Here is a 21,687-nt window from a genome sequence, read left to right as displayed (position 1 = left end):
AAAGCGACGTGTACATGAAGCGGTTGCAGGACCGGGTGGCGGTGGTCACGGGCGCGGGCGGCGGCATCGGGCTGGCCACCGCGCGCAGGTTCGCCGACGAGGGCGCGAAGGTGGTCTGCGCCGACCTGGACGAGGAGGCGGGCGTCAAGGCCGCGAACGAGGTCGGAGGCCTGTTCGTACGGGTCGACGTGGCCGACGAGGACGACGTCGTCCGGATGTTCCGTACGGCGTTCGACACCTACGGCAGCGTGGACATCGCCTTCAACAACGCCGGCATCTCGCCGCCCGACGACGACTCGATCCTGGAGACCGGCATCGACGCCTGGCGCCGCGTTCAGGACGTCAACCTGACCAGCGTCTACCTGTGCTGCAAGCACGCCATCCCCTACATGCGGCGCCAGGGCAAGGGCTCGATCGTCAACACCGCGTCGTTCGTGGCGGTCATGGGCTCGGCGACCTCGCAGATCTCCTACACGGCGTCCAAGGGCGGGGTGCTGGCGATGTCGCGCGAGCTGGGCGTGCAGTTCGCAAGGGAGGGCATCCGGGTGAACGCGCTGTGTCCCGGCCCCGTGAACACGCCGCTGCTGCGGGAGTTGTTCGCGAAGGATCCCGAGCGGGCGCAGCGGCGGCTGGTGCACGTCCCGCTCGGGCGCTTCGCGGAGGCGTCGGAGATCGCGGCGGCGGTGGCGTTCCTGGCCAGCGACGACGCGTCGTTCATCACGGGCAGCGAGTTCCTGGTGGACGGCGGCATCTCCGGCGCCTATGTCACGCCGCTCTAGGGGGTTTTCATCGTGCGACGTCCCGTCATCGGGGTCACGTGTTACGTGGAGCCGGCGACGTTCACGGTCTGGCAGGACATGCCGGTCGCGCTGCTGCCGTACATGTACGTGGAGCAGGTCGTCCGCGCCGGCGGGCAGCCGGTCGTGCTGCCGCCGGCCGGGGAGGCCGCGCGGGTGGTGGACCGGCTGGACGGGCTCGTGCTGGCCGGGGGCGGCGACATCGATCCGGCGAGGTACGGGGAGACGCCGGAGGAACGTACCGGCTATATCCGCAGATTTCGTGACCAGGCCGAGTTCGCCCTGCTGGCCGCGGCCCTCGACGCCGAGCTGCCCTTCCTCGGCATCTGCCGGGGCCTCCAGGTGCTCAACGTCGCCCTAGGCGGCAGCCTCCACCAGCACCTGCCCGACGTGGTCGGCCACACGGAGCACTCCCCCGCGCCCGGCCGGTTCGGCCACCTGCCCGTCACCGCCGTCCCCGGCACCCGCCTGGCCAAGGCGCTGGGCACGGCGCCCGTGACGGTGCCGCACTACCACCACCAGGCCGTCGACCGCCTGGCCCCGGGCCTCACCGTGACCGCGACGTCCGCCGACGGCACCGTCGAGGGCGTGGAGCTGGACTCGGGGCCGTTCACCGTGGCGGCGCAGTGGCATCCGGAGGCGGCCGAGGACCACGCCCTCTTCGAAGCCCTGGTCGCGGCCTGCTGAGGGGCGAACGCGACAAGACCCCCAAATCACTACTAGGCTGGCGGGACACACCAGCAAACCGTGCGGGAGAGCACCCTGACAGCCGGTCAGGGTCCCTGAAGGAGCAAGCCCTCCCCGCAAACCTCTCAAGGCAAAGGACCGCACGGCTGACCGGGAGCACGTCTCCTCGGAAGGTGACCTCTGGAAAGCAGGCCCACGGGGCCTCGCCGAAGGTGAAAGTCCGGCAAAACTCGGACGAAGCTCTCAGGCATCGATGACAGAGGGGGAGGATGCTGGCATCCAATCCTGTCCTGAGGTGCGATAAATGTCCCGACCTACTCCGCTACGAGACGTGCACGAAAGCCTCGGCGCGACGCTGACCGACTTCGCAGGGTGGCTCATGCCGCTCCGGTACGGAAGCGAGTCCGCGGAGCACAGGGCCGTCCGTGAGGCCGCCGGACTGTTCGACCTCTCGCACATGGGCGAGATCTTCGTGACCGGGCCGCAGGCCGCACAGGCGCTGGACTACGCGCTGGTCGGTCACCTGTCGGCCGTGACGCCGGGACGAGCCCGCTACACCATGATCGTCAACGAGCAGGGCGGGGTGCTGGACGACCTCATCGTCTACCGACTCGCCGACGAGGAGTTCATGGTCGTCGCGAACGCCTCGAACGCCGAGAAGGTCGCCGGCGAGCTGGAGAGCCGTTGCAAGGCGTTCGACGCCGTGGTGGACGACCGTTCGCCGCAGTACGCGCTGATCGCCGTCCAGGGGCCCCGCGCCCAGGAGATCCTCGCCACGCTCACCGACGCCGACCTTGCCGGGCTCAAGTACTACGCGGGCCTGCCGGGACAGGTCGACGGGCGGCAGGCGCTCATCGCCCGTACCGGCTACACCGGCGAGGACGGGTTCGAGCTGTTCGTGGCCGACCAGGACGCGGCGCCGCTCTGGCACGCGCTCATGGCCGCGGGCGAGCCGTACGGGCTCAGGCCCGCCGGCCTGTCCAGCCGCGACACCCTCAGGCTCGAAGCCGGCATGCCCCTGTACGGCAACGAACTGAGCGCCGAGCTGACCCCGTTCGACGCGGGGCTGGGCAGGGTGGTGAAATTCGACAAGCCGGGAGACTTCGTCGGCCGGTCGGCGCTGGAGGCGGTCAAGGACGACCCGCCGCGGCGCCGGCTCGTCGGTCTGGTCGCCCGGGGCCGCCGGGTGCCGCGCCACGGCTACCCGGTCACCAAGGACGGCGCCGTCGTCGGCGAGGTCACCAGCGGTGCTCCCTCCCAGACCCTGGGCAAGCCCATCGCGCTGGCCTACGTGGACACCGGCGCCGTCTCAGGCCTGGCTGTGGACATCCGGGGCAGCCATGAACCCATGGACCTGGTCGAGCTGCCCTTTTACAGGAGGAACAAGTGAGCAACATCCCTGACGACCTGAGCTACACCAAGGAACACGAGTGGGTTTCCGGGGTCGAGGACGGCCTCACCGTGACCGTCGGCATCACGGCCTACGCCGCCGACGCCCTTGGTGACGTCGTCTTCGTGCAGCTGCCCGAGGTCGGTTCGATCGCCGAGCCGGGCGACTCCGTCGGCGAGGTCGAGTCGACCAAGTCGGTCAGCGAGATCTACACGCCCGTCGGCGGCGAGATCGTCGAGGTCAACCAGGCCATCGTGGACGACCCTAGCCTGGCCAACAGCGACCCGTACGGCGAGGGCTGGATGTTCCGGGTGCGCATGGAGGGCGACCCCGAGGATCTGCTGTCCGCCGAGGAGTACGCCGCGCTCACCTCGGGCGAGTCCTGACCCTGCCAGGCCTCATCGGCCGACGCCGGGGCTCGCGGCCGGGCCCCGGCACTCATGAAGGGCGCATCATCAATGGCGATCAGCGTCTTCGACCTTTTCAAGATCGGCATCGGCCCGTCGAGCTCCCACACGGGAGGCCCGATGGCCGCCGCACACAAGTTCGCCTGCGGGCTGCACCATGACGGCCTGCTGCCGCGCGTGGCCCGCGTCGAGGCCATCCTGTACGGCTCGCTCGGCCTGACCGGCAAGGGCCACGGCAGCGACAAGGCGGTCCTGCTCGGCCTGTCCGGGGAGAAGCCCGAACTGGTCGACGTCGACACCATCGACGACCGTCTGGCCGAGATGCGCGAGTCGGGCACCGTCCGGCTGTACGGCAGCCACGGGATCCCGTTCGTCGTCGGCCAGGACCTCGTCTTCGAACGCAGGATCACGCTGCCCGAGCACCCGAACGGCATGCGCTTCACCGCCTACGACGCGGCGGGCGAGGGGCTCAGGGAGAAGGTCTACTTCTCCGTCGGCGGCGGCTTCGTCGTGGACGAGAAGGCCACCGGCGCCGACCGCATCAAGCCGGACGACACCGTCGTGCCCTATCCCTTCACGACCGGCGAGGAGCTGCTCAAACACTGCACGAACACCGGCCTGTCGATGTCCGGGATCATGCTGGAGAACGAGAAGGCGTTCGGGCGCACCGAGGAGGAGGTCCGCGCGGAGCTGCTGCGCCTCTGGCAGGTCATGTCGGAGTGCGTGCGCCGCGGCATCTCCAAGGAGGGCGTCCTGCCCGGCGGGCTCAAGGTCAAGCGCCGCGCCAACCAGCTGCACCGCCGCCTGCAGTCGGAGCCGGCCGAGAAGGACCCGCTGCAGGCCATGGACTGGGTGACGTTGTTCGCGCTGGCGGTCAACGAGGAGAACGCCGCGGGCGGCCGCATCGTCACCGCCCCCACCAACGGCGCCGCCGGCATCATCCCGGCGGTCCTGACGTACTACACCCGCTTCGTCCCCCACGCGGACGAGGACGGCGTGGTGCGTTTCCTGCTCACGGCCGGCGCGATCGGCGTGCTGTTCAAGGAGAACGCCTCGATCTCGGGCGCCGAGGTGGGCTGTCAGGGCGAGGTCGGCTCCGCCTGCTCCATGGCCTCGGCGGGCCTCACGGAGGCGCTCGGCGGCACGCCGGAGCAGGTCGAGAACGCCGCCGAGATCGGCATCGAGCACAACCTGGGGCTGACCTGCGACCCGATCGGCGGGCTCGTGCAGATCCCGTGCATCGAGCGGAACGCGGTCGCCTCGAACAAGGCCATCACCGCGGCCAGGATCGCCCTGCGCGGCGACGGCCGCCATTTCGTCGCCCTGGACAAGGCGATCAAGACCATGCGCGACACCGGCCGCGACATGCTCGACAAGTACAAGGAGACCTCACGCGGCGGCCTGGCCGTCAACGTGATCGAATGCTGACGTGGTGCCGAGTCGGGTTGAAAATGCCCGGCCTATGACAAAGGCCGGGCGCTCAATTGTGCGGGCGGGGGGATTCGAACCCCCACGGTGTCACCACCAACAAGACCTAAACCTGCCGCGTATGCCATTTCGCCACGCCCGCGCAGTCCCCGCCTTAAGCGGGCTCGTGACAGTTTAGCGCTCTGGGTGGGGCGGGGCGCATCCGTTGATGACCCCGGCATTGAAGGCACGGGCCATTTCGCCGGGGCCTGCGAACCGGCTCAGGCCAGGCCCAGCTTCTTCTTCAGCGAGGCCACGTGTCCCGTCGCCTTCACGTTGTAGAGGGCCTGCTCAACCTTGCCGTCGCCGTCGATGACGAACGTCGAGCGGATGACTCCCACGATCTCCCTGCCGTACGACTTCTTCGGCCCATAGGCGGCGTACGCCTTGTGGACCACGAGGTCGGGGTCGGACAGCAGCGGGAACGTCAGGGCGTCACGCTCGACAAACTTGGCCAGCTTTTCCGGTTTGTCCTTCGACACGCCGAGGACCGCGAAACCTTCGGCGGTCAACTGGCTGAGGTTGTCACGGAAATCGCAGGCCTGCTTGGTGCAGCCGGGCGTCATCGCGGCGGGGTAGAAATAGAGGATCACCCGCTTGCCGCGCTGGTCGCCGAGGGAAACGGGGGTTCCGTCGGCGGCGGGTAGCGTGAACTCGGGCGCGGCGTCGCCTGGCGCCAGCTTGGTCTCTGTCATGGGCCCTCCTCAGTGCTTCCCGCAAACCTACCGGCCCGGCCGCCGTGCCGTACGGCCTGCCGACCTGACAGACTGATCACGACCACAACGGACGGAGCTCGCACGGCACACGAAGCGGGCGCGGCCACGCGTACGGTCGAGAGGAGACGCCATGGCTGACACCGATCCCGACGAGTTGGAGCGGCGGATCGCGCGGACACGCGCCGAGTTGGCGCAGACGGTCGACGCCATTGCCGACCGGGTGAGCCCCAAGCGGGTCGCCGAGCGCACGGTGACCGACGTCAAGAGCAGGGCGGGGCAGTTCGTGGCGTCCGTGGGCGACGCGCTCGGGGTGGCGCCGCGGCCGGTCGCCTACGACGACGATCCCGAGCGGTTGTGGGAGGACGAGCGGCCCGACCTGGGTCCCGTCCTGATCGGGGCCGGGGCGCTGCTGATCGTGGGGGCGGCCATCGTGCTCTGGCGCCGCCGCAGGCGCGGCTGACGCCTCCGCGCCGCATCCGGCGCTGGTCAGAGGAAGGCCCTGCCCTCGCCTCTGTACGTCGGCGCCGCCCCGGCCAGGGTGTCGCCGTCCACGAGGTGGAGTGTGTCGAAGCGCTCGCACAACTCGCCCGCCTTGGCGTGCCTGAACCACACGCGGTCGCCGATCCGCAGGTCCTCGGCGGCCTGGCCGAGCAGCGGCGTCTGCACCTCGCCTGCGCCCTCGTCCGGGGAGTAGCGCAGCCCGGCCGGCAGGTACGGCTGGGGCAGGCGGCTGCTGCCGGGCTCGCCCGAGGCCGGATAGCCGCCCCCGAGCACGGTCGCGATGTCCGGGGCCGGGCGGCGTACGACCGGCAGGGCGAAGAGCGCGGCCGGACGGCCGGTGAAGCCGCGGTAGAAGTCGAACAACCTCGGGTGGAAGAGCCCAGATCCGGCCGCCACCTCCGTGACGGCCTTCTCGCGTACGGTGCGCTCGACGCAGCCGGTGCCGCCGCCGTTGACGAACTCGAGGTCGGCGACCCGGCGGACGGCGTTCACGACGCGGCCGCGCCGCACGATGAGCTCGCGGGCGGAGCGTGCCTGCATGAGCCTGATGGCGCGGGTGAGGAGGGCGTTGCCGGGAGGGTCGTCGCCGACTCCGGCGATCTGGGCCTCGTACGCCAGCAGCCCGGTCAGGCGCAGCCCGGGGCGTTTGGCGACGGCGGCGGCGAGGTCGGCGGCGTCCTCGGGCTCGCGGATCGGAGAGCGGAGAGCTCCCGCCCGAAATTTCCCACCGAAAGCGACATATCCGGCGTCGATGTCGATGCAGATCCGCAGCTCCGCCCGCGGATGCACACCTGCCACGGCCGCCTCGATGAAGTCGAGGTGCGCGAGCGAGTCGACGGTCACGGTGACGCGCCCGGCCGCGACCGCGTCACCGGCCAGCGCGGCCAGCGCCTGCCGGTCGGCCGTCGGATAGGCGACCAGGACGTCCTCGAAGCCGTGCCCCGCCAGCCACAGCGCCTCGGGCAGCGTGAACGCCATCACGCCCTGGAAACCGTCCATGGCCAGGATGTGTTCGAGCAGCGGCCGGCTGCGCACCGACTTGCTCGCCACCCGGATCGGCTTGCCCGCCGCCCGGCGTACTAGCTCGGCCGCGTTGGCCCGCATGGCCGCCAGGTCGAGGATCGCGAACGGAGGCTCGATCGCCGCGGTGGCGCGATCATAGCGCTGGCGGGCATCCATACCAGCAGCGTAACGGCTGGTCGGCGCCGAACCCAGGGGCCGGACGCGCGGACCAGGCACAGCGGCCAGCACCGGCACGGAGGGTGAGAGCGGTGACCGGGCTTCCCCCGGCGAGCCCTGGTCCCCGTAATGATCGGGCAAATCGGCGGCGAGGGTGCGGTACAGAGCAGGCGGCCCCCCTGTACGTGTGTCCCTGTGATGACCACGCTTCAGCAGATACTGCCCGGCGCCGCCGCCACCCCACGGCTCACCGGACTGCGCAGGGCGAACAAGGCGCTCAGACCGGCACGTACCGTCCCGGGGGCCGTCGTGGCGACCGTGCTGACCGCCGGGATGGGCCTGACCGCGGCGGAGCTGGTGTCGGGGCTGCTCGGCACGCCGCTCGGCTGGGTGCCGGTGAACGAGGTGGTCGAGCTCGCGGGCAGGACGGCGTGGCCGAAGGTGTCCACCGCCGCCCTCGTCGTGGCGGGCATCGGCGTGCTGATGGTGCTGCTGGCCGTCGTGCCGGGCAGGTCCAGGCTGGTCGCGGTGGAGACGTCGGACCCGCTGATCGTCATCGGCATCACCCGCTCGGGCCTGCGCCGTACGCTCGCCGCCGCGGCCCAGCAGGTGGCGGGCGTGGACAGGGCCCGGGTACGCCTGCGCCTGCGCACCATCGAGGTCACCGTCGTGACGGACGCGGAGAGCACCGGCGCGATGCTCAGGCAGGTCGGCACCGCGGTGGGCGACCGGCTGGCGGGCGTGGGCACGCTCGGCACGGGCGAGGTCGTCGTCCGGCTGCGCAGGAAGGCGCTGTGATGCGGCAGTACGCCGGCAACCGGATCGGGCTGGCCGTCGTGGGCGCGGTGCTGGCGGCGCTGGGGACGTACGCGTGGTTGCGCGGCGAGGACCGCCTGTCCGGCCTGCCGGCCAAGGGCAGGGTGCTTCCGGCGCAGTTGCACCGGACGCTCGCGGAGGAGCCGTGGAGCCTGTGGCTGCTGGCCTTCGCCCTGGTGCTCCTGTCACTGGTCTCACTGCGCTGGCTGCTGCTCTGTCTGGGCTGGGGCCGGCGCGGCACGCCCAACGGCACGGGCACCGCCATGTTGTTCGTGGGGCTGAAGAACGTGGAGGGCCTGGGGAAGGCGAGGGTGCGAGTCGGCGACGACGGGCTGCGGATCAGCGTGACCTGCCCGTCGGAGGCGGACATGGGCGCGGTGGTGGGCAAGCTCGACCAGGACATCGTGGGGCGCATCCGGCGCGAGATCCGCGACGACGAGATGAGCACCGTGGTCAGTCTGCACGTCCGACGTTAGGCGCGGGACGACCCTACTGGGTCGCGCGGCGCTTCGTCATCGCCGCGCGACCCGGGCGTCATGATCATGATCCACCATCACGATCTCCCTTTACTCACCCACGAGGGGCGCTCCCGAGCACCCAGCATGCCCGAGCGTGCGTAAGCCGAGCGTAAGCGCCCGTGACGTCAGACCTGGGTCGTACTCGCACTTCACCCTTCAGGCTGACCAAGCCCCCACTATAGGTACATATCGTGAGGACGTGTTCGGTAGCGTACAGGCGTGGTCGAGGCGCCACGAGAAGGTGGCCGCCGTCCTGCGGGTGGCGCCGCTCGGCGCGCTCTGTCTGCTGACGACGGTGCTGTACGCGGGCAGCGGCGCACCGGACGGCGGCGTCCACCCCGGCGTGATCTGGTACGTGGGCGTCTCCGCGGCACTGGTCGTACCGCTCGTGTGGCGCGAAAGGCCACGCCTGTCCTTCGCCGTCATCGCCCTCGTCAGCTTCGTCCAGTGGCTGGCGGACGTCGGCCCGGTGCCCGCCAACGTGGCGGTGCTGATCGCCCTGTGGGGCGTGGCCTACCGGTGCGCGTTCCGCTGGGCGCTGGCGGCCCTCCTCGTGACCGAGGTCGGGGTGTTGCTGCTGCTGATCGACCGGCTGGTGCCCACGTTCGGCATGTTCTCCACCGGCTCGATCCTCGTGGTGACGATCTGGCTGACCGGCCTGTACGCCAGGACGCGCAGGCACTATCTCGAAGGGCTGGAGGAGCGGGCCGAACGGGCCGAGCGCGAGCGCGACCAGCAGGCCAGGATGGCGGCCGCCGCCGAGCGCGCGAGGATCGCCAGGGAGTTGCACGACGTCGTGGCCCACAACGTCAGCGTGATGGTGGTGCAGGCCGACGGCGCCGGCTACGCCCTCGACCACGATCCCGAGCAGGCCCGCCAGGCCGTCACGACCATCTCCAGGACCGGCAGGGCCGCGCTCGCCGAGATGCGCAGGCTCGTCGGGGTCCTGCGTGAGAACGAGAACGCGGACCCCGACTACACCCCCCAGCCCGGCCTGGACCAGCTGGAGAAGATGGTGCGGGAATCGGCGGTGCCCGCCCGGTTCCGCGTCGGCGGGACGCCCACCGACCTGCCCGAGGGCCAGCAGCTCGCGGTCTACCGCATCGTGCAGGAGGCGCTGACGAACGCCCTCAAGCACGGCGGCCCCGGCGTTCGGGCGGACGTGGAGATCGACTTCACCGGCCCCGACGTGCTCGTACGGGTGAGCGACGACGGCCGGGGCGCGGCGGCGCCCAGGAGCGCCGACGGGCACGGCCTGATCGGCATGCGCGAGCGCGTCGGCATGTACGGCGGCGACGTCTCGGCCGGCCCTCTGCGGGGCGGCGGCTTCGAGGTGCTGGCCCGGTTGCCCATGGCGGAAGCAACGTAGAGGAGGCGGCCGGGTGATACGCGTGATGCTCGTCGACGACCAGGAGTTGTTGCGGGCCGGGTTCAGGATGGTGCTGGACGCTCAGCCCGACATCGAGGTCGTGGCCGAGGCGGGCGACGGGGTCACCGCCCTGGAGGTCCTCAAGGACACCGAGGTCGACGTCGTGCTCATGGACGTGCGCATGCCCCGCATGGACGGCGTCGAGGCCACCCGCCTCATCGAAGGGGCGAAGGTGCTGATCCTCACCACGTTCGACCTCGACGAGTACGTGTTCGCGGCGGTCAAGGCGGGCGCGGCCGGGTTCCTGCTGAAGGACGTGCCCCCGGCCGACCTGGTCAACGCCATCAGGCTCGTGCACGCGGGCGACGCCGCGATGTCGCCGCGCACGTTGCGGCGGATGCTGGAGACGTTCGCCGCGCAGCTCCCGAACGAGGAGCCGACGGCGGCGGACGACCTGACGCCGCGCGAGCGCGAGGTGCTGCTCATGGTGGCGCGCGGCCTGTCCAACGGGGAGATCGCGGCCCGGCTGGCGGTCGCGGAGGCGACGGTGAAAACCCACCTGGGCCGGGTGCTGGCCAAGCTGGGCCTGCGCGACCGGGTGCAGGTGGTGGTGTACGCGTACGAGGCCGGGCTGGTCGTGCCGTCCCATCGGCCGAAAGGCTGACCGGGGTCGTCTGCGGGCGCACCCGAAGTCCCTCCTCAGGGCCCATGGATCGCCGAACCTTCACACCTAGCGTGGGTCGGGTCGAAACCCGCCCCCGCAGGGAGAAGGAGTGATGGTGACCCTCACCGAACGCCGAACCGCGCCCGCTGTCGTGGCCACGGATCTGACCAAGGTATACGGCCAGGGCGACGCCCGGGTGCACGCCCTGCGCGCGGTGAACGTGGCCTTCGCCACCGGCGCCTTCACCGCCATCATGGGCCCGTCCGGCTCCGGCAAGTCCACGCTGATGCACTGCCTGGCCGGCCTCGACACGGCCACGTCGGGCACCGTGCACCTCGGCGACGTGGAGCTGACCGGACTGTCCGACCGGCAGCTCACCCTGCTGCGCCGCGAGCGGATCGGGTTCGTCTTCCAGGCGTTCAACCTGCTGCCCACGCTGACCGCCGAGCAGAACATCCGCCTTCCCCTGGAGATCGCCGCCCGCCAGGCCGACCAGGCGCTGTTCGACCGCGTCATCTCGACCGTCGGGCTGACGGACCGGCTCTCGCACCGGCCGACCGAGCTGTCCGGCGGCCAGCAGCAGCGCGTGGCCGTGGCCAGGGCGCTCATCAGCAAGCCGCAGGTGATCTTCGCCGACGAGCCGACCGGCAACCTGGACTCCCGCAGCGGCGCCGAGGTCCTGTCGTTCCTGCGCGTGTCGGTGCGCGAGCTGGGCCAGACCATCGTCATGGTCACGCACGACCCGGTCGCGGCGTCGTACGCCGACCGCGTGGTGTTCCTGCGCGACGGCGAGCTGGTCACCGAGCTCGCCACGCCGACGCCGCAGAGCGTGCTGGACACGCTCGTGAAGCTGGAGGCGTGAGGTGCTGAAGACGGCTCTGGCCGGGCTGCGCGCCCACATGTTCCGGCTGCTGCTGACCTCGCTGGCGATCATGCTGGGCGTGGGGTTCATCGCGGGCACGTTCGTGCTGAACGACACCGTACAGGCCGGTTTCGACCAGCGGGTCAGCGCCGACGCGGGCAAGGTGGACGTCGCCGTCCTGCCCAAGGGCTCCGGTGCCGTGCTGTCCGAGCGGGTGCTGGAGCGCATCCGCGGCCTGGACGGCGTGACGGAGGCGCAGGGTCTCGTACGCGGCGCCGCGCCGCTGATCGGCAAGGACGGCAAGACCGTCGGAAACCTTCCCACCACGGCCGTCTCGATCGTCACCGGCCCGCTCGACCGCGCCGACATCGTCGCCGGCACCGGACCGGGCACCGACGACCGGGCAGCCGTGCTCGACGACAACACCGCCAAGGCCCAGGGCATGCGGCTCGGCGACACCATCACCGTGCTCGACGCCGGCAAGGCCGAGCACCGGTTCAAGCTCGTCGGTCTTCTCGACACCGGCGTCGACCAGGAACTCTCGTTCACCGGCGCGGTCGGCTTCACCACGGCCACCGCGAAGCGCATGACGGACTTCAAGGGGTACCGCGAGATCGACGTCGCCGGCACCGCCCCGGGCCTGAAGCAGGCCGTCGCGGCGGCCGTCGGCGACGCGTACACCGTCAAGACCGGCCACGAGCTGGCCTCCGACCTGGCGAGAGCGGCCGGGGTCGAGACGCAGATGTTCACGCTCGGCCTGCTGCTGTTCGGCGTCGTGGCCATGATGGTGGCCGCCCTGGTCATCTACAACACCTTCAACATCCTCGTCGCCCAGCGCACCAGGGAGATGGCGCTGCTGCGGTGCATCGGCGCCACCCGAGGGCAGGTGTTCGGCTCGATCCTGCTGGAGTCGGCCGTCGTGGGCGTGCTCGCCTCCGCGCTCGGCCTGCTGCTCGGGTACGGCCTGGCCACGCTCACGCTGACGGTGCTCGGCGCGGTCGACGCCCCGCTGCCCACCGACGCCGGCGCCGCGCTCTCACCCGTCACGATCGCGACCGGGATGGCCGTGGGCCTGGTGGTCACGGTGTGCGCGGCCCTGCTGCCCGCCAGGTCCGCCACCCGCGTCCTGCCGGTCGCGGCGCTGCGTACCCACGCCGAGGAGCAGACGTTCCGCGCGGGCCTGCTGCGCGGGCTGTTCGCCGCCCTCTTCCTGGTGGCCGGATCCGGCGTCACCGCCGTCGGCGTGTTCGTGCTCGAACCCGGCCGGAACGAGTCGCTGCTCGCCGTGATGGCCGGGGGCTCGCTGACGTTCCTGGCCGTGCTGATCCTCGGGCCGGTGCTCGTCAGGCCGCTGAGCGTGCTGGTCGGCTGGATCCCCGGCAGGGTGTTCGGGGTGCCGGGCCGCCTGGCCGTCGGCAACTCCGGGCGCAACCCCAAGCGGGCCGCGACCACCACGGTCGCGCTGACGATCGGGGTGACGCTCATGACGCTGATCTCGGTGGTCACCGCCTCCACCCGGCTGACGATGACGGCCAAGCTCGACGAGCAGTTCCCCGTCGACTACGCCGTGATGGACCAGGAGCGCGACTCCGTCGTCCCGAGATCCGTCGCCGAGCGCCTCCGGCGCGCGCCGGAGCTGGCCTCGGTGGTGCAGATCCGGCAGGCGGACGCCACGATCGACGGCCGGCACGTGTCCGCCGGCACGTTCCGGGGGCCCGTCGAGCCGTACGTGACCGCCGGCTCCATGGCGGGCTTCGGTCCCGGCCAGGTCGCGCTGCGGGACAGCGACGCCGAGAGACTGGGCGTCCAAGTCGGCGACTCGGTGCGGCTGCGGACCGAGAGGGCCGGGACGGTGCCGCTCAAGGTGGTCGCCCTGGTCGACGGGAACCAGGGGACGCTGCCGTCGGTCACCGTGGCGGAGGCGGCCTTCGAGACGTACTTCGGCGCGGTGCCCGACGCGCGGTTGATGATCCGCATCGCGGACGGCGTGCCGCGAGAACGGGCGCGCGAGGTCGTCGACGCGGCCGCGGCGCCCTATCCGAACGTGAAGGTGTCGAGCGCGGCGGAGACCCGCGGTCAGTTCGACGAGACGCTGGACATGCTCCTCATGATCATCACAGGGCTGCTGGGGCTGGCCATCCTGATCTCGCTGCTGGGCATCGCCAACACGCTCTCGCTGTCGGTGCACGAGCGCACCAGGGAGTCGGCGCTGCTGCGGGCACTGGGCCTGACGCGGCGGCAACTGCGCGCGATGTTGTCGGTCGAGGCTCTGGTGCTCGGTCTGATCGGAGCGCTGGTGGGGGCCGTGCTCGGCGGCGTCTTCGGCTGGGCCGCGATCATGGCCATGCTGGACGGCGCCCTGCTCTCGCTGCCGGTGGGACAGATCGCGTTGTTCGTGGCGCTCTCCGGCGTGGCCGGGGTGCTGGCCGCCGTGCTGCCGGCCCGCCGCGCCGCACGGGCGTCGATCACCGGAGCCCTCGCCGCCGGCTGACCCCGGGGCTTTCGACGCCCCGGGCGGAACCCTGGTCCTCTCGCAGGCGGTAGTGCTGGGTCCACCTCTCAGGTGGCGATTTCCTACCACGCGGGGTGGGCCGGCTTCCATGGAGGCCGGCCCTCCGGACCGCGAAGCTGGGCAGGTCCGATCGGAACTTGCCGATCGTTGCCCGGCAAGCCAAGGAGAGCGCGACGTGATCGAAGTGAGGGGACTGAGCATGCGGTACGGCCGCACGCTCGCCGTCGACGACCTGACCTGCACGGTGAAACCGGGGCTGGTGACCGGGTTCTTGGGACCGAACGGCGCCGGCAAGTCCACCACCATGCGGGCCGTACTCGGACTGGAGGTCCCCGCTTCGGGTGAGGCGCTGGTGGACGGGCGACCGTACGCGTCGCTGCGCCGGCCCATGCGCACGATGGGGGCGCTGCTGGACGCCGGGGCCGTGCACGGCGGCCGGTCGGCCCGCGACCATCTCGGCTGCCTGGCGCGCAGCAACGGCATCGACCGGGCCCGCGTGACCGCCGTCCTCGATCAGGTCGGCCTGACGGACGTCGCGGGCAAGAGGATCGGCGGATTCTCCCTCGGCATGAAGCAGCGGCTGGGCATGGCGGCTGCGCTGCTCGGAGACCCGGCCGTGCTGATGTTCGACGAGCCGCTGAACGGACTGGACCCTGAGGGCATCCGCTGGCTGCGCGGCCTGCTGCGTTCGCTGGCGGACGAGGGCCGTACCGTGCTGTTGTCCAGCCACCTGATGAACGAGATGGCGCTCACCGCGGACCACGTCATCGTCATCGGACGCGGCCGGCTGATCGCTGACGCCGCCATGAACGCCCTGGCCGCGCACTTCCAGGGCGACGTGCTGGTCCGCACGCGTCACCCCGAGCGGCTCACCGCCATCATGCGCGCCCACGGCGGGACGGTGGTGGCCGCGGACGACGGCGCCCGCGTTGCCCGGTCCGCTGCCCTGTCCGCTGCCCTGTCCGTCCGTGGACTGGACGCGTCCGAGATCGGCGTACTGGCGCTGTCCCAGGGAATCGCGCTGGTGGAGCTGACTCCGCGCGCCGCGTCCCTGGAGGAGGCCTTCATGCGGCTCACGGAGGACAGCACCGAGTACAGAAGCGAGAGCGGGACCACTCCGAAGGAGACCGTGCGATGATCGACGTCATCGCTTCCGAGTGGATGAAGCTCCGCACACTCCGCTCGAATCTCCACGTGCTGGCCTGCTCGGTGACGGCCGTCCTCGCCTGCGCCGGGATCGCGTTCATGATCGGCCGCGGGTTCGACGGCAAGACGTTGGACGAGAAGATGGCCTTCCCCGGCAACGGGGACGGCCTCGGCAACGGGATCGCGGTCGCCTACTTCGTGTTCGCCGTGCTGGGCGCGCTGGCGATCACCTCGGAACACAGCACCGGGATGATCCAGACGAGCCTGGTGGCCGTGCCCCGCAGGCGGGTGCTCCTGCTGGCCAAGATCCCCGGCCTGGCCGCGGTGGCTCTGGTGGCCGGTCAGGTTCTGGCGTTCATCATGCACGCGGCCTCCATGGCGGCGCTCGGCGACCGGGCCGGGCAACTGCTCCGCGAAGGGGTGACGCTGGGCACGCCGCTGTCAGAGCCGGGCGTGCTCGCCTCGGTGATCGTCGCCGGGCTGTCGATGGCCGCGGTCGCGCTGATCGGCCTCGGCGTCGGGGCGGCCGTCCGCTCCACCCCGGGCGCGCTGGTCGTGCTGACCGTGCTCATCGTGGTGCTGCCGGTGGTGGCCAAGACGCTGCCCATGCCGCTGCGCGCGCAGGCCGGCTCCTTCATGATCGAAAAACTGCCGCTCCAGATCGCGGGGGTCGGGGGCGGGATCCTGCCCCCCGCCGCGGCTGCGGGGCTGCTGGTCGCGTACGTGCTCGCCGCGTTGACCGCGGGCGCCACGATGATCACGCCGGCCGGGCGCCGGATCAAGGTGCTGGCGATCGGCGCTGCCGCGGCCCTCCTGGTCTCGGCTGTGCCTGCCGCCGCGGCAGGTTCGCCGGGCCCCTCACCGACGCCGGCCTGGGCGGACTGCGCGGACAAGACCCTCGTCAAGGAGATGCGCTGCGCCACGATCAAGGTGCCCGTGAACTGGGCCGAGCGGTCCGGACGGAGTATCGATCTGGCCGTCGGCCTGCTCCCGGCCACCGGCGCCCAACGCAGGATGGGCACGGTGTTCGCGATCCCCGGCGGGCCGGGCGGCTCGGGCGTGGAGGACCTGAGCAAGAACGCGGGCAGCTTCACCGAACTGCGCGATCGTTTCGACGTGGTCAGCGTCGAGCCCCGCAACACCGTCGACAAGGGCGTGCTGTCGTTCGACTGTCTGTTCTCCGGCCCGTGGATCAGCTTGCCCGAAACCCCCGCCGAGTACGCCGAGCTGGGCAGACGCAACCGGGCGGCGGCTCAGCGATGCCGCAGCGCCGACCCCGAGTTCTTCGACCACATGGATTCCGCCTCCGTGGCGCGGGACATGGAGGCGATCCGCGTCGCTCTGGGGGAGGAGAAGCTGAGCTTCATCGCCAACTCCTACGGCGGCAGACCCGGGATCGAATACTCCCGGCTGTTCCCCGGCCGGGTGCGCGCGATGGTGTTCGACGGCTCGGTCAACCCGTACCTGCACGGTGCGCACAACAGGCTCGCCCACGAGAAGTCCTTCACCCGCTTCGCCGCCTGGTGCGCGGCGACCACCACCTGCGCGCTGCACGGCCAGGACGTCGGCGAGGTCTGGAGGGCGCTGGTGGCGCGGGCCGACCGTGTCCCGGTGCCGGTCAGAGGCGAATCGCCGGCGGCCGCCTACAGTGGGTTGGACATCAAGGAGGCCGCCGCCCCCAGCATCATCTCGCCGGGTGAGGAGCCCGGCCTCCCCCGATGGACGGAGCTTGCGGAGGCGATCAAGCGGGCCGCCGACGGCGACGCCTCAGGGTTCGCCGACTACGTCCGGCAGGCCACGAAAAGCCCGAAGGTTCCCTCGTCCACGGGGATGAACATGACCCACTGCCTCGACGGCCTCGTATTCCGCGACTACGAGGAATACCGGAGGAGGCGCCGCGAAGGTGAGCGCCTGCTGCCGAACATCGCCGGGACCGAGCTCTGGCACCCGCTCGGCTGTGTCGGCTGGCCGACCTCCGTCACCAATCCGCCCGGACCACTGCCGGCCAGAGGTCTGCCGCCCTACCTGGGCGTCGGCTCCTGGACGGACTTCGACAGGAGCGCGGACATCGTACGGCGGGTACCCGGCTCTGCCGCGGTCCAGTACCAGGGATACGGCCACGGCCTCTACAACGCCGGGAACTCCTGCGTCATCGGCCACGTCAACCGCTATCTGATCAGTCTGCGCCTCCCCGCATCCGGCACCGTGTGCCCCAAGAGCGGCACCTGACGGCCGACCGGGTCTCAGCGAGGTGTGCGGCCGGGCCACAACTCGGCCACCGTCTCGGGGTCGAGAAGCGGCCGGGCCACCACCTCGCCCGTGGCCCGGTCGATCACGATGCACCCGCCGCCCACGACGTCCGGCAGCCTGGCGGGATCGTCGGGGTCCAGCTCCCGCACCCAGGCGACATAACCCGCGTCGAACCCGTACACCCCCACCGGCAGTGCCTCGTCGGGCAGGCGCACCCCGTTGAAGTACTCCTCGGCCACGGCCCTGGCCTGATCCAGGTTCATCGCGGCCGTCCCCGCCGGTCGAGCATCAGGCAGAACACCCCGGTCACCGTCGTGTACGGCGGCTCGACGGACATGTGCCCCCGTTGCGCGTCGATCCAGATCACCTCGCCGTCCGCGTTGACCGCGTTCCAGGCGTGGGAGCCGCCGCCGGGCCAGCGCACCACGATGACGGCGCTCGCCCCGTGCCCGGCGTCGATCAGCCGCCGCGCGATCAGGGGGTAGGCGTGCCGCCCCTGCCCCGCGTACTGCAGGCGGTGGCCCGCCCACCGCTCGATCCTGGCCAGGCTGCCCCGCTCGCCGGTCAGCACCGGCCGGCCCATCCTGTCGTACTCGGGCAGCCGCGGCGCGGCCGTCGCGGGCTCGCCGTGCCAGGTGGACAGCACGGCCAGCGCGCAGTCGGCGGCGTTGGAGGCCCTGAACGGGTCGTCGGCGGGCCCGCCGCCGTTGATCAGCCGCACCCAGGTGCCACGCGGGTCGGGAAAGCGGGTGCCTGGCGTCATCGACTCCGCCAGGTCCCGCTCGACCTGCGGGTCCGGCCGGGCCAGCCCGCCGGGCACGCCGTACGGACGGGAGTCGGCGAGCCTGGGCGGCCGCCGCGGCCCGTCGAACCAGTCATGTTCCACCGGCTCGGCGACCTCCGCGTCCCCCGCCCATTGCTCAGGCTCCCCGGACTTCCCGAGCTCGGTGTCTTCCTCGCAGGCCGGCCACTCCCAGGGCTCAGCACGTCCGGTGCGCCCGGCGGGGTCGGCGGCGGGGTGCTCGCGCACCGAGGCGGCGGCCTGGTTCGCCGAGGTGGAGCCGCTGTCAGGGGGCACCTCGGCGGCCCGCTCGTAGTCGAGCCATCGCACCCCTTCGGCCACGACAGGGTCGTAACGCTCATCTTGAAGGACCCACCGGACACTCGGCTTGCGCTCGCGGAACACGGCCTGCCTCCTGTCATGCTCGACGACCGATCGTAGAGGCGTCACCGTGCCAGGGAGGTGAAGTCAGGCAGATTGACCGCCAGAGTTCCCCTCCCTACCTGGGCAAACAGAGCAAACCATGACAGGGATCAGACGACGTTCACCGTGATCGTGTGCCGGCCCGTCGCACCGTCAGGCGCTGACGGCGCGAGCCGGTCGGTCTGGGTGTAGCCGGACGCGTCCGTCGCGCGCACCTCGATGCGGTGCTCGCCCGGCCTGGCGTCCCAGTCGATGGACCACTGCCGCCAGGTGTCGGGCCCGGGCACCTCGGCCAGCTTCGCCTGCGTCCACTCGCCGCCGTCGAAGCGCACCTCCACGGCGTCCACCCCCTTGTGCTGCGCCCACGCCACCCCGGCGACCGTGTTGCGCCCAGGCTTCAGCGTGTCCGCCGCCTTCGGGACGTCGATGCGCGACTGCGTCTTGATCGGGCCCTTGGCCGACCAGCCCCGGGGCGTCCAGTACGCCTGGTCCCTGTCGAACCGGGTCACCTTGATGTCCACGACCCATTTGGTGGCCGAGACGTACCCGTACAGGCCCGGCACCACCTGGCGCACGGGGAAGCCGTGGTCGACGGGGAGCACCTCGCCGTTCATCGCGACCGCGAACAGCGCGTCGCGCCCGTCCATCACCACGTCCACCGGGGTGCCGCAGGTGAAGCCGTCGGCGGAGGTGGACAGCAGCATGTCGGCGCCGGACTGCAGCCCGGCCCGGCGCAGCACCTCGGCCATGCGCACGCCCAGCCACCGGGCGTTGCCGGCCAGCGGACCGCCGACCTCGTTGGAGACACAGGTGAGCGTGACGTCCGCCTCGGTGAGCGGCATCCTCAGCAGGTCGGCGTACGTGATCTCGACGGGCCGGTCGACCATGCCGTGGATGCGCAACGTCCAGTCGTCCGGGTTGACCTGGGGGACGATGAGCGCGGTGTCGACCCGGTAGAAGTCCTTGTTGGGCGTGACGAACGGCGACAGCCCGCCGATGCGCAGGTCCGCGCCGGCCGGAATCGGCTTTGCGGGGGTCGCGGGTTTGGGCAGCGCCACCCCGGCCCGCGCGACGCCGACGCTCTGCCTGCCGCCGATTGTCTGCCCGAGCAGGTAGACGGCCCCGGCTGCGGCCACGCCGCCGGCCGCGCCGGTCAGCAACCGCCTCCGGTCGAACACCCGCGGCTCCCCCGCCACCCACATCACGGCGGGCCGCTCCACGACACCCCCGCCGCCACCACTTGCGGCCCCGCTCCCGGCGCTGCTCACCGAGGCGCCCTCCTCACCGCTGCGCGCACCGCTCGTGGAGGAGCTCGTCGGCGCGCCGGCCTCGGCGGCGTGCAGGGGCGGCCGGGCCTCGATCCCGTGGGCGGGGTCGCCGTCGCCGGTCGCCCGCCGCACGAGCCAGGCCAGCACCCAGGCGCCCACGCCCACGCCGGCCAGGGTCGGGAGCGCGTCCAGCAGCCCCGCCTCCGGCCGGGTCAGCACCGCCAGCAGGCCCACCACGCCGAAGGCGGCCAGCCCCGCGAAGCCGTGGGCGAGCCGGCGCAGGGCCAGCATCCCGATGAGCGGCGCGATCCCGAACAGCACGACCACCAGCACGCCACCGACGAGGACGGCCTTGTCGCTCTCACCGAACGTCCTGATCGCGAAGTCCTTGACCGGCGCGGGCGTCAGGTCGACCGTCGCATCGCCCACGGCGAGCACGGGAAACGTCTCAGGCCCGACGAACGCGGACACGAGCTGCGCCGTCCCGAGAGCCGCGCACCCGGCGACCAGTCCCGGCAAAGCCCTGGCCCAGGCGGGCACCACCGATTTACTCTGCACGTCTCGACGGTACGCCGGCCCGTGCCCAGCGGTTCTTACGCGGTGGTTACGAGCCGAGCAGCTCGCGCACGATCGGCGTCAGCGCGCGGAAGGCCCGCCCACGGTGGCTGATCGCGTCTTTCTCGTCGGGCGACATCTCAGCCGTCGTGCGGTCGTAGCCGTCGGGCACCAGGATCGGGTCGTAACCGAACCCGTTGGTGCCGCGCGGGGTCTTGACGAGCCTGCCCGGCAGGACGCCCTCGACCGCCCGCGACTCCCCCGACGGCACGGCCAGCGCGGCGGTGCAGGCGAAGTGGGCGCTCAGCCGGTCGGCGGGCACGTCGGACAGCTGGGCCAGCAGCAGGTCGAGGTTGGCCTGGTCGTCGCCGTGCCTGCCCGACCAGCGGGCGGAGAAGACGCCGGGCATGCCGTTGAGCACGTCGACGCAGAGCCCCGAGTCGTCGGCGACCGCGGGCAGCCCGGAGCCCTGGGCGACGGCGTGCGCCTTGAGCAGGGCGTTCTCCTCGAACGTGACGCCGGTCTCGGCGACCTCGCCGATCTCGGGGAACTCCTCCAGCCCGACGATCTCGAACCCGGCCAGGATGCGGCGCAGCTCCGCGATCTTTCCCGCGTTGCGGGTGGCCAGCACGATCTTCATGACCCCAGAGCCTCCTGTTGAACGAGCGTGAGCTCCTCGCACCCCTGCACGGCGAGGTCGAGCAGCCGGTCAAGCGCCGAACGGTCGAACGGCGCACCCTCGGCGGTGCCCTGCACCTCGACGAAGCTGCCCTCGCCGGTCATCACGACGTTCATGTCGGTCTCGGCGGCGACGTCCTCGGTGTAGCAGAGGTCGAGCATCGGCACCGAGCCGACCACGCCGACGGACACGGCCGCGACGGAGCCGATCAGCGGGTCGCCCGGGCACATCTTGCGCCCGCGCATCCACGCGACCGCGTCCGCCAGCGCGACGTAGGCGCCGGTGATGGCGGCGGTGCGGGTGCCGCCGTCGGCCTGCAGGACGTCACAGTCGAGCACAATGGAGTTTTCCCCCAACGCTTTGTAATCGACGCAGGCGCGCAGGGAACGGCCGATCAACCGCGATATCTCATGGGTCCTGCCACCGATTTTTCCCCGAACCGATTCACGATCGTTACGAGTATTGGTCGCGCGGGGCAACATGGCATATTCGGCGGTAACCCAACCCTGGCCGCTGCCGCGGCGCCACCGGGGCACGCTGTCCTGGACCGAGGCCGCGCACAACACCCTGGTGCCGCCGAATTCGACGAGCACGGATCCTTCGGCATGGGTGAGCCATTGCCTCGTGATGGTTATGGGACGAAGCTGGTCAGGGCTGCGGCCATCCTGTCGCGACATGCAGATCACCCTATCTCCGCGCC

General features: G+C 71.4%; 21 protein-coding genes, 1 tRNA gene and 2 riboswitches. Of the genes, 14 read left to right on the top strand and 8 right to left on the bottom strand.

What is annotated here, in order from left to right; translation table 11 throughout:
- The first annotated feature begins 14 nt into the window (after positions 1 to 14).
- The 5 genes from E1267_RS06260 to E1267_RS06240 all read left to right on the top strand — a co-directional run bounded on the left by E1267_RS06260 (position 15) and on the right by E1267_RS06240 (position 4,709).
- Positions 15 to 779, top strand: coding sequence for a 3-oxoacyl-ACP reductase (locus E1267_RS06260; RefSeq protein WP_132330706.1), 765 nt, complete (start codon positions 15 to 17; stop codon positions 777 to 779).
- Between the two features lie 12 nt (positions 780 to 791).
- Entirely contained in the window at positions 792 to 1,484 is a 693-nt protein-coding gene (locus E1267_RS06255; RefSeq protein ID WP_132330704.1) for a gamma-glutamyl-gamma-aminobutyrate hydrolase family protein, read from the top strand.
- Positions 1,485 to 1,537: 53 nt separating this feature from the next.
- Positions 1,538 to 1,635, top strand: a riboswitch (glycine riboswitch).
- Between the two features lie 19 nt (positions 1,636 to 1,654).
- A riboswitch (glycine riboswitch) is annotated at positions 1,655 to 1,754 on the top strand.
- A gap of 34 nt (positions 1,755 to 1,788) precedes the next feature.
- Complete coding sequence (gene gcvT, locus E1267_RS06250) at positions 1,789 to 2,874, top strand: glycine cleavage system aminomethyltransferase GcvT (protein WP_132330702.1); 1,086 nt, start codon at positions 1,789 to 1,791, stop codon at positions 2,872 to 2,874.
- Complete coding sequence (gene gcvH / locus E1267_RS06245) at positions 2,871 to 3,260, top strand: glycine cleavage system protein GcvH (RefSeq protein ID WP_132330700.1); 390 nt, start codon at positions 2,871 to 2,873, stop codon at positions 3,258 to 3,260. Before gcvT ends, gcvH begins: the two co-directional genes overlap by 4 nt.
- Before the next feature lie 72 nt (positions 3,261 to 3,332).
- Positions 3,333 to 4,709: an L-serine ammonia-lyase gene (locus tag E1267_RS06240; RefSeq protein ID WP_132330698.1), complete on the top strand. Its 1,377-nt coding sequence runs from the start codon at positions 3,333 to 3,335 to the stop codon at positions 4,707 to 4,709.
- Positions 4,710 to 4,768: 59 nt separating this feature from the next.
- Here the strand turns inward: E1267_RS06240 and E1267_RS06235 are convergent.
- Positions 4,769 to 4,851: transfer RNA gene (locus tag E1267_RS06235), tRNA-Leu, on the bottom strand.
- Positions 4,852 to 4,969: 118 nt separating this feature from the next.
- The gene (gene bcp / locus E1267_RS06230) at positions 4,970 to 5,443 is read right to left on the bottom strand and encodes a thioredoxin-dependent thiol peroxidase (protein WP_132330696.1); all 474 of its coding nucleotides are present in this window, start codon (positions 5,441 to 5,443) and stop codon (positions 4,970 to 4,972) included.
- 151 nt (positions 5,444 to 5,594) lie between these two features.
- On the opposite strand from bcp, the gene E1267_RS06225 reads away from it, so the two are divergent.
- Positions 5,595 to 5,924, top strand: a complete 330-nt coding sequence (locus tag E1267_RS06225) for a DUF3618 domain-containing protein (protein WP_132330694.1) — start codon at positions 5,595 to 5,597, stop codon at positions 5,922 to 5,924.
- Positions 5,925 to 5,950: 26 nt separating this feature from the next.
- On the opposite strand, the gene E1267_RS06220 is transcribed toward E1267_RS06225, so the two are convergent.
- The gene (locus tag E1267_RS06220) at positions 5,951 to 7,144 is read right to left on the bottom strand and encodes an amino acid deaminase/aldolase (RefSeq protein WP_132330692.1); all 1,194 of its coding nucleotides are present in this window, start codon (positions 7,142 to 7,144) and stop codon (positions 5,951 to 5,953) included.
- Positions 7,145 to 7,342: 198 nt separating this feature from the next.
- On the opposite strand from E1267_RS06220, the gene E1267_RS06215 reads away from it, so the two are divergent.
- The 8 genes from E1267_RS06215 to E1267_RS06180 all read left to right on the top strand — a co-directional run bounded on the left by E1267_RS06215 (position 7,343) and on the right by E1267_RS06180 (position 17,260).
- A complete protein-coding gene (locus tag E1267_RS06215; protein WP_246063541.1) occupies positions 7,343 to 7,942 on the top strand; it encodes a DUF6286 domain-containing protein in 600 nt (199 codons plus the stop codon).
- Entirely contained in the window at positions 7,942 to 8,436 is a 495-nt protein-coding gene (locus E1267_RS06210) for a hypothetical protein (RefSeq protein ID WP_132330688.1), read from the top strand. Before E1267_RS06215 ends, E1267_RS06210 begins: the two co-directional genes overlap by 1 nt.
- 241 nt (positions 8,437 to 8,677) lie before the next feature.
- The gene (locus E1267_RS06205) at positions 8,678 to 9,847 is read left to right on the top strand and encodes a sensor histidine kinase (protein WP_132330686.1); all 1,170 of its coding nucleotides are present in this window, start codon (positions 8,678 to 8,680) and stop codon (positions 9,845 to 9,847) included.
- A gap of 13 nt (positions 9,848 to 9,860) precedes the next feature.
- Entirely contained in the window at positions 9,861 to 10,511 is a 651-nt protein-coding gene (locus E1267_RS06200) for a response regulator (RefSeq protein WP_212746131.1), read from the top strand.
- A gap of 112 nt (positions 10,512 to 10,623) precedes the next feature.
- Complete coding sequence (locus tag E1267_RS06195; RefSeq protein WP_132330684.1) at positions 10,624 to 11,373, top strand: ABC transporter ATP-binding protein; 750 nt, start codon at positions 10,624 to 10,626, stop codon at positions 11,371 to 11,373.
- A gap of 1 nt (position 11,374) precedes the next feature.
- Positions 11,375 to 13,864, top strand: coding sequence for an ABC transporter permease (locus E1267_RS06190; RefSeq protein ID WP_132330682.1), 2,490 nt, complete (start codon positions 11,375 to 11,377; stop codon positions 13,862 to 13,864).
- 196 nt (positions 13,865 to 14,060) lie between these two features.
- Entirely contained in the window at positions 14,061 to 15,023 is a 963-nt protein-coding gene (locus E1267_RS06185) for an ATP-binding cassette domain-containing protein (RefSeq protein ID WP_132330680.1), read from the top strand.
- Entirely contained in the window at positions 15,020 to 17,260 is a 2,241-nt protein-coding gene (locus tag E1267_RS06180) for an alpha/beta fold hydrolase (protein ID WP_132330678.1), read from the top strand. Before E1267_RS06185 ends, E1267_RS06180 begins: the two co-directional genes overlap by 4 nt.
- 14 nt (positions 17,261 to 17,274) lie before the next feature.
- Here E1267_RS06180 and E1267_RS06175 read toward each other — a convergent pair whose 3' ends face one another.
- The 5 genes from E1267_RS06175 to rph all read right to left on the bottom strand — a co-directional run bounded on the left by E1267_RS06175 (position 17,275) and on the right by rph (position 21,664).
- Positions 17,275 to 17,544 (bottom strand): hypothetical protein, encoded by a 270-nt coding sequence (locus E1267_RS06175; protein WP_132330676.1) that lies wholly within the window; start codon positions 17,542 to 17,544, stop codon positions 17,275 to 17,277.
- Positions 17,541 to 18,512, bottom strand: coding sequence for a toxin glutamine deamidase domain-containing protein (locus E1267_RS06170; RefSeq protein ID WP_246063527.1), 972 nt, complete (start codon positions 18,510 to 18,512; stop codon positions 17,541 to 17,543). The genes E1267_RS06175 and E1267_RS06170 overlap by 4 nt, the downstream gene beginning before the upstream one ends.
- Before the next feature lie 83 nt (positions 18,513 to 18,595).
- Positions 18,596 to 20,311 (bottom strand): molybdopterin-dependent oxidoreductase, encoded by a 1,716-nt coding sequence (locus E1267_RS06165; protein WP_246063525.1) that lies wholly within the window; start codon positions 20,309 to 20,311, stop codon positions 18,596 to 18,598.
- Between the two features lie 46 nt (positions 20,312 to 20,357).
- Positions 20,358 to 20,948 carry an RdgB/HAM1 family non-canonical purine NTP pyrophosphatase gene (gene rdgB, locus E1267_RS06160; RefSeq protein WP_132330674.1) on the bottom strand — a complete coding sequence of 197 codons (591 nt, stop codon included), beginning with the start codon at positions 20,946 to 20,948 and terminating at the stop codon, positions 20,358 to 20,360.
- Entirely contained in the window at positions 20,945 to 21,664 is a 720-nt protein-coding gene (gene rph / locus E1267_RS06155; protein ID WP_132330672.1) for a ribonuclease PH, read from the bottom strand. The genes rdgB and rph overlap by 4 nt, the downstream gene beginning before the upstream one ends.
- Between the last annotated feature and the right edge of the window lie 23 nt (positions 21,665 to 21,687).

It is taken from the genome of Nonomuraea longispora (assembly GCF_004348345.1).
Classification (GTDB): Bacteria; Actinomycetota; Actinomycetes; order Streptosporangiales; family Streptosporangiaceae; genus Nonomuraea; species Nonomuraea longispora.
Note: the sequence above shows the minus strand (reverse complement) of the source record. Positions and strands in the feature narration are given on the sequence as shown.